1 protein-coding gene is annotated in these 437 nt (G+C 63.2%); it reads right to left on the minus strand.

Annotated elements, in window-relative coordinates; translation table 11 throughout:
• On the minus strand, positions 1-437 hold a 437-nt coding region (locus AC5WS7_RS40650; protein WP_495959992.1), incomplete at both ends, for a DUF4226 domain-containing protein.

A 437-nucleotide genomic window follows, 5' to 3' on the forward strand; every position in this document is an offset into this window, starting at 1 on the left:
GTGTAGTTTTTGCCGGCGAGGTTGTAGATGTATTGGTTGGTGAGTTGGTTGATTTCGTTGGCGGTTTGTGTGGCGGTGGTGGTGCTGCCGGTGGCGATGTGTTCGGCTTTGGTGACGGCGGTGGTGAGGATTTGGTGGACTTGTTGTTGTCCGGTGGTGGTGTAGGCGGCGGGGCCGAGTTGGGCGAGTTGGGTGTCGGTGTCGCGCAGGAGTTGCAGCAGGGCGGTGCGGTCGATGGTGTGGTGTCCGGCGAGGCCGGTGATGAAGTGGTAGAGCTGGTTGTCGAGGTTGTTGAAGGCGGTCGCGACGGTGTGTTGGTAGAGCTGTCGGTAGCGGACGGCGATGCCGGTGGCGCTGCCGCTGGTACCGGTGGTACCGGTGTTGGTGGGGAGGGTGTTGGTGGCGGGGCTGGTGGTGTTGCCGGTGCCGTAGGTGCC

This window comes from Nocardia sp. PLKS1-43 (assembly GCF_059510335.1).